Source organism: Neisseria wadsworthii 9715, assembly GCF_000227765.1.
GTDB classification, from domain to species: Bacteria; Pseudomonadota; Gammaproteobacteria; order Burkholderiales; family Neisseriaceae; genus Neisseria; species Neisseria wadsworthii.
The window spans coordinates 2,121,147-2,127,245 of sequence record NZ_JH165159.1 but is presented as its reverse complement, the minus strand read 5'-3'; the positions used below and the strand labels follow the sequence as shown (position 1 = coordinate 2,127,245).

The window sequence follows — 6,099 nt, the reverse complement described above, 5'->3', positions numbered from 1 at the left end:
ATTAAATATGGAAATAAAATATATACTAAAACCAATAATTTAAACCTATGATTTAAGTCTCATTGTGCCCAATTTTCGGGCTGTTTTTTTATGCCTGTTATAATCCGATAACATAAATTGTGAAATTACATGCAACAGAGAGAAGGTATTGAATGCTCAAAATTTTATGGATTATTGTGATACTGGCGGTTGGCGTGCTGCTTACTGCTTTGATCACTTATAAAAGCCTGCCTGAAAATGTTGGGCGCAAAGAGTCGACACGTTTGCCGGTGAATCCCGAGGGTAATATGGCCAAGCATTTGGTTCGTGAGGTGGCGGCGCACAAGGGGGAGAGTGGTTTGTATCCTTTGGCCGGCGGGCGTGATGCTTTTGCTGCGCGCCTGGCTTTGGCCGAGAACGCCCAGTATTCGATAGATGTGCAGTATTACATATGGCACGATGATGTTTCCGGCCGTTTGTTGATGCAGAGCTTGAAAAAGGCGGCTGACCGCGGGGTGCGTGTGCGGATGTTATTGGATGACAATACTATGGCGGGTATGGACGGCCTGCTTGCGGCTTTAAACAGCCATCCGAATATTGAAGTGCGCCTGTTTAACCCTTTTATGCAGCGCGGTTTCCGCCTTTTGGGGTTTCTGAGTGATTTTTTCCGTTTAAACCGCCGTATGCATAATAAATCGTTTACTGCCGACAGTGTGGTCAGCATTGTGGGCGGCCGCAATATCGGTGATGAATATTTTGACGTGGGCAGCGGTGTGTTGTTTGCGGATTTGGATGTTGCTGCGGTGGGCAAGGCTGCTGAGGATGTTTCGGAAGACTTCGACCGCTATTGGGCGGATATGGCGGCTTATCCTTTGGAAACGATTACGGGCAAGATTCAGGCGGGGGATTTGGATACCGTGCCTTCCGGCGATCCTGTTACCCAAGCCTATCTGAAAGCATTGGTGGAATCTGATTTTGCGGGGCATTTACGCGCAGGCAATTTGCCGCTGGTGTGGACGAAAACGCAGTTGATCAGCGACGATCCGGCCAAGGTGCACAATTAGGCGCTGGCGAAGGATACGGTGATGGCGAAGATTGCTCCGATTATGGCAGGTGCGGAGAAAGAATTGTTGATTGTTTCGCCTTATTTTGTGCCCGGGAAACGGGGCACGGCTCTGCTCAACGGTGTGGCTGAAAAAGGCGGCAATGTGGCGGTGTTGACTAATTCGTTGGCGGCAAATGATGTAGCGGTGGTTCATTCGGGCTACGCCAAGTATCGGAAAGACTTGCTCAAAGGCGGGGTGGCGCTTTATGAATTGAAAGCGGATGCTACTGTCCGGCCGAAAAGCAACCACTTTTTAGGCAGTAGCAGCGGCGCGAGTTTGCATGCGAAAACGTTTTCTGTGGACGGGCGGTATTTGTTTGTCGGTTCGTTCAGTATGGACCCGCGCTCGGCGATTTTGAATACGGAAATGGGCTTGATGGTTGACAATGAAGAATTGGCGGCGCAATTGGGCAAAGGTTTGAAGGCCGGAAAGCACCAATACACCTATATGGTTGAGGCGGGTGATAAAGGCGGCCTGCAATGGCGTACCGGGGAAAACGGGCGGGAAGTGGTTTATAACGACGAACCGCACAGCACATGGGTGCATCGGGTAACTGTTTGGGTTGCGTCAAAATTGCCGATTGAATGGCTGCTTTGATTGGGGATGCAGATGAATGCCTGTCTGAAAACTTTTTCAGACAGGCATTTGGTTTGTTGGGGGGATTGATCAGCGCTTCACAGGCTGTGTACCGACTACGGTTTCCACCCAGCCGTTTTCACGGACTTGGGTTTGGCTGCTGATGCGCGGTGTGGTGCCTTCCGGAGTATCCACTTGAACGGGCAGGTGGGGCTGCGGAGCGGGTTCGATGCGCTCGATTAGGCCGTCGGGGCGGGTGGTAACGGTGGGTTGCGAGCCTTTGGGCGGCTCGGGCTGGTAGCGCTTGCTGTCTATCATTGTGGGGATGCCGGGTTGGCGGGCAATTCCGACCACGGAAATTTCCACGCGGCGGTTGGGCATATTGCATTCGTCGCGGCGGGCTTTGTTTTTGGCGAAGCGCTCGTTACAATCTTCCACAACCAGATTGCTGCTGCCGCGGCCTTCGGTTTGAATCAACTTGGCGGGTACGCCGCTGCTTTCCAATACCCGCGCCACGGCTTGCGCGCGTGCTTGCGAGAGGGCGCGGTTGGCTTCGGTGTTGCCGGTGGGGTCGGTATAGCCGCTTACATGAATGCTGCGTACATAAGGCAGGTTGTTAATGATTTCTCCGGCAATGCTTTGGGTTTGCGCGGTGCCTTTTACGGAGATGTCGGACTTGTTGAAATCAAACAGGGAGGCGGCATCCAGCGTGAATTTTTTCAGCTCCTTCGGCTCTTGTTGAACAACCGGTTGCGGCGCCTGATATTTAATCGGCACATATTCCCAAGCATGCGGCATTTTGTGGTCGAAAGTTTGCACATGGGAATACTGACAAGCAGCCAAAAACAGCAAAGAGGCAGAAAGGGTGAGGGCTTTTTTGTTCATCGACACACTCCTGAATGAAATACGTTGAGATTCGATATTGAGTAAAGCTGCCCGTAGTGGTTTGGAAAAAACTTAATTTATTGAGTCTAATAAAGAAAGTAAAGTTTATGTTGGTATGTTTTGGTTTGTGTAAACATTTCTTATAGGGTTATCATACCCGAAAACGCTCAAATGATGTAGCCGCAAAACATATTTGCTTCATTTGCTTGGCTGCTTGGTCGTGAAATTCAAACCGTTTGTATTTTTTTATTGACATGCTGGTAATGCCTGTCTGAAAGGGCAGATTGTGAAACTGAAACAATTTTTAAAACAAGCTTCTTCCGTGTTAAACCGTTTGGACGCGGTGTTGCCGCCGGAAACGAAAGAGCCGGACTGGCATGCATTGGCTTACCGTTGGCAGAGCATCGGCAAGAAAGGCGTGCTCGAGAGCCTGCCTAATCCGCACACCTTCTCCTTAAGCCGGTTGGCGGCGGTGGAGGGGCAAACGGCGAAACTGGTGCGCAATACGGAGCAGTTTTTAAGCGGGCGCACGGCCAATAATGTGTTGATGACAGGTGCGCGCGGCACAGGTAAGTCTTCATTGGTAAAAGCTTTGCTGCACGAATATGCGGAGCAAGGGCTACGCCTGATTGAAGTGGACAAAACCGATTTGGCCACGCTGCCTGCGCTGCTCGCGATTTTGCAGCATAGGCCGGAGAAGTTTATTGTGTTTTGCGACGATTTGTCGTTTGAAGACGGCGAACATGCTTATAAAGCCCTGAAAACCGCGCTCGACGGCGGCTTGTCGCTGCGTTGTGAAAATGTTTTGGTGTATGCCACATCCAACCGCCGCCACCTGATGCCGGAATATATGGATGAGAACATAGGCGGCGAAAACGGCGCACGTGGCGAAATCCATCCGAAAGAAGCGGTGGAAGAAAAAGTATCGCTTTCCGACCGCTTCGGCTTGTGGTTGAGCTTTTACCCTTTCAGCCAAAACGAATATTTGCAGGCGGTGGAAAACTGGCTGCAGGTGTTTGAACTGCCTTTTGATGAAACCGCCCGCCATGCCGCGCTTTTATGGGCGCAAACCCGCGGCAGCCGCTCCGGCCGCACCGCTTGGCAATTTGTGTGCGACTGGGCGGGCAGGCTGCCCGGGCAGCGGGTGCCGGATTGAGGTTGGGTTGCCGGCAGGTTCGGGCGGCAATGTTCAGAAGTGTAAAAGCCGGGCCGGATTATAAGAATTCAGACAGGCATTCCGTCTAACCAAACAGCATCAACCTCAATTGATTGATTAAGGAGCATATTCAAGATGGAACCGCGGTTTAAACATGCTAAAAAGTTTGCATTGCTGGCCGCTTCCGCCGCCACGGCTTTTGCGTTGATTTGGTACTTGCCGCAGGCAGGCGCGGAGCGGGTAACGGAAAAACCGGTGGCCGCTTTATCCGTGCTGCACGATACGGCGGGAAAGCCTGCAACCAAGTACATTCAGGCAGGCAAGCCTACTTTGGTGAAGTTTTGGGCGAGCTGGTGTCCGCTGTGCCTGTCTGAATTGGAGCCGACCGAAGCATGGGTAAAAGACCCGCGTTTTAAAAACGCTAATTTGGTTACCGTGGCGTCGCCCGGCTATCTGGGCGAAAAAGCCGCCGGCGATTTCGAAGCATGGTATAAAGGCTTGAATTACCCCGCATTGCCGGTGCTGTCCGATCCCGGCGGCAAGCTGGCGCAAAGCCTGAATATCGGCGTTTACCCCTCTTGGGCATTATTGGATAAAAACGGCAAAGTCGCCCGCATCATCAAAGGGCGCATCAACGAAGCGCAGGCTTTGGCATTGTTGGAAAACCCTGAAGCCGATTTGGGCAAACTGCAAAACACATTTTACAAATCAGAGAAAAAGGAATCCGTAACGATGAATACCCGAACCATCTATCTGGCCGGCGGCTGCTTCTGGGGCCTGGAAGCCTATTTCCAACGCATCAACGGCGTGGTTGACGCCGTATCCGGCTATGCCAACGGCAAAACCGATAGCAAACCATCTTACGAAGACGTGGTTTACCGCAACACCGGCCACGCCGAAACCGTGAAAGTTACCTACGATGCCGACAAGCTAAGCCTAGACGATATTTTGCAATACTATTTCCGCGTGGTTGACCCGACCAGCCTCAACAAACAAGGCAACGACACCGGCACGCAATACCGCACCGGCGTGTATTACACCGATGCGGCCGAGCAGGAAACCATTGCCGCCGCGCTGGCAAAAGAGCAGAAAAAATACGGCAAACCGCTGGTGGTGGAAAACCTGCCTTTGGCCCAGTTTCACGAAGCCGAGGAATACCATCAGGATTACCTGCTAAAAAACCCCAACGGCTATTGCCATATCGACATCCGTAAAGCCGATGAGCCGCTGCCCGGAAAAAGCGCGCTTGCCGATAAAAAAGGTTTCGATGCCGCAGCTTACCGCAAGCCCAGCGACAACGAGCTGAAAAGCAAGCTGACCGCCGAGCAATACCGCGTTACCCAGCAAAGCGGCACGGAATACGCTTTCAGCCACGAATACGATCATCTTTTCGCGCCGGGCATTTATGTAGATGTTGTCAGCGGCGAGCCTCTGTTCAGCTCCGCCGACAAATACAACTCCGGCTGCGGCTGGCCGAGCTTCACCCGCCCGATTGAAGCCGCCGCGGTAACCGAACATGAAGACAACAGCTACAACATGCAGCGTGTAGAAGTGCGCAGCCGCGCCGCCGATTCACACTTGGGCCACGTTTTCCCCGACGGCCCGAAAGACAAAGGCGGCTTGCGCTACTGTATCAACGGCGCCAGCCTGCGCTTCGTGCCTGTGGATAAAATGGACGCCGAAGGCTACGGGCATTTGAAAGCTTTGGTGAAATAAGGGAGAGGGGATAGCAATGCCTGTCTGAAAAAGTTTTCAGACAGGCATTGTGCTGGATATATAGTCAATCCGTTTAGATAACAACAACGTCATACTCGGGGCAAGCCCGAGTATGACGAGAGCGGGCTTTTCTGATGTCGGATAGAAATGCCGCCCGACTATCGCATTGCGTGTTTAAAAACAAACATGCCTGTCTGAAAACTTGCTTTGCTCGTTTCAGACAGGCATGTGTTTTATCAAACGGGCTTCAGCTGCGTTTGGGGTCGTTCGGGCGCAGTTGGGCGGCCAGTTTGTCGAGGATGCCGTTGATGAACTTGTGGCTGTCGGTGCCGCCGAAAGTTTTGGTAACTTCGATGGCTTCGTTGATGATAACCGGATACGGCGTTTCGGGCATGGCCGAAAGTTCGTGGCAGGCCATCAGCAATACGGCGCGCTCAACGGGGTTGACGTCTTTTTCGTCTCGGTCGAGCAGCGGGCGGATAATCTGCATGTATTCGCTTTGCTTGTTGGCTGCGCCGAAAAAGAGGGCAGTAAACAAAGCGTCGTCTGCTTTAGCAAAATCCTGGCTTTCGCGGATGTTCTTGGCGGTTTCAGGTGCGCCGGCTTGATTGAGCGCGGCTTGGTAGAGTGCCTGCACGGCAAACTCGCGGGCGCGGCGGCGTGGGGTTTTCATGGGTTTTC

At 52.4% G+C, this 6,099-nt stretch carries 6 protein-coding genes; 4 read left to right on the top strand and 2 right to left on the bottom strand.

What is annotated here, in order from left to right:
* Positions 1 to 152: 152 nt before the first annotated feature.
* Both HMPREF9370_RS12535 and HMPREF9370_RS12530 read left to right on the top strand, forming a co-directional pair.
* Positions 153 to 1,043, top strand: coding sequence for a phospholipase D-like domain-containing protein (locus HMPREF9370_RS12535; RefSeq protein WP_009117360.1), 891 nt, complete (start codon positions 153 to 155; stop codon positions 1,041 to 1,043).
* Between the two features lie 21 nt (positions 1,044 to 1,064).
* Complete coding sequence (locus tag HMPREF9370_RS12530; RefSeq protein WP_009117359.1) at positions 1,065 to 1,682, top strand: phospholipase D-like domain-containing protein; 618 nt, start codon at positions 1,065 to 1,067, stop codon at positions 1,680 to 1,682.
* A 69-nt stretch (positions 1,683 to 1,751) separates the two neighbouring features.
* Here HMPREF9370_RS12530 and HMPREF9370_RS11665 read toward each other — a convergent pair whose 3' ends face one another.
* Complete coding sequence (locus HMPREF9370_RS11665) at positions 1,752 to 2,546, bottom strand: OmpA family protein (RefSeq protein WP_009117358.1); 795 nt, start codon at positions 2,544 to 2,546, stop codon at positions 1,752 to 1,754.
* Between the two features lie 286 nt (positions 2,547 to 2,832).
* Between HMPREF9370_RS11665 and HMPREF9370_RS09895 the strand changes: the two genes are divergently transcribed.
* Complete coding sequence (locus tag HMPREF9370_RS09895) at positions 2,833 to 3,702, top strand: ATP-binding protein (RefSeq protein ID WP_009117356.1); 870 nt, start codon at positions 2,833 to 2,835, stop codon at positions 3,700 to 3,702.
* Positions 3,703 to 3,837: 135 nt separating this feature from the next.
* Positions 3,838 to 5,418 carry a bifunctional peptide-methionine (S)-S-oxide reductase MsrA/peptide-methionine (R)-S-oxide reductase MsrB gene (msrAB, locus tag HMPREF9370_RS09890; RefSeq protein ID WP_009117355.1) on the top strand — a complete coding sequence of 527 codons (1,581 nt, stop codon included), beginning with the start codon at positions 3,838 to 3,840 and terminating at the stop codon, positions 5,416 to 5,418.
* A gap of 247 nt (positions 5,419 to 5,665) precedes the next feature.
* Here msrAB and nusB read toward each other — a convergent pair whose 3' ends face one another.
* Positions 5,666 to 6,091: a transcription antitermination factor NusB gene (gene nusB, locus HMPREF9370_RS09885; RefSeq protein ID WP_009117354.1), complete on the bottom strand. Its 426-nt coding sequence runs from the start codon at positions 6,089 to 6,091 to the stop codon at positions 5,666 to 5,668.
* Positions 6,092 to 6,099: the final 8 nt, after the last annotated feature.

Coding starts and splice junctions, on each gene's coding strand:
- HMPREF9370_RS12535 (WP_009117360.1), top strand. CDS start 153: ATGCTCAAAATTTTATGGATTATTGTGATACTGGCGGTTGGCGTGCTG.
- HMPREF9370_RS12530 (WP_009117359.1), top strand. CDS start 1,065: ATGGCGAAGATTGCTCCGATTATGGCAGGTGCGGAGAAAGAATTGTTG.
- HMPREF9370_RS11665 (WP_009117358.1), bottom strand. CDS start 2,546: ATGAACAAAAAAGCCCTCACCCTTTCTGCCTCTTTGCTGTTTTTGGCT.
- msrAB (WP_009117355.1), top strand. CDS start 3,838: ATGGAACCGCGGTTTAAACATGCTAAAAAGTTTGCATTGCTGGCCGCT.
- nusB (WP_009117354.1), bottom strand. CDS start 6,091: ATGAAAACCCCACGCCGCCGCGCCCGCGAGTTTGCCGTGCAGGCACTC.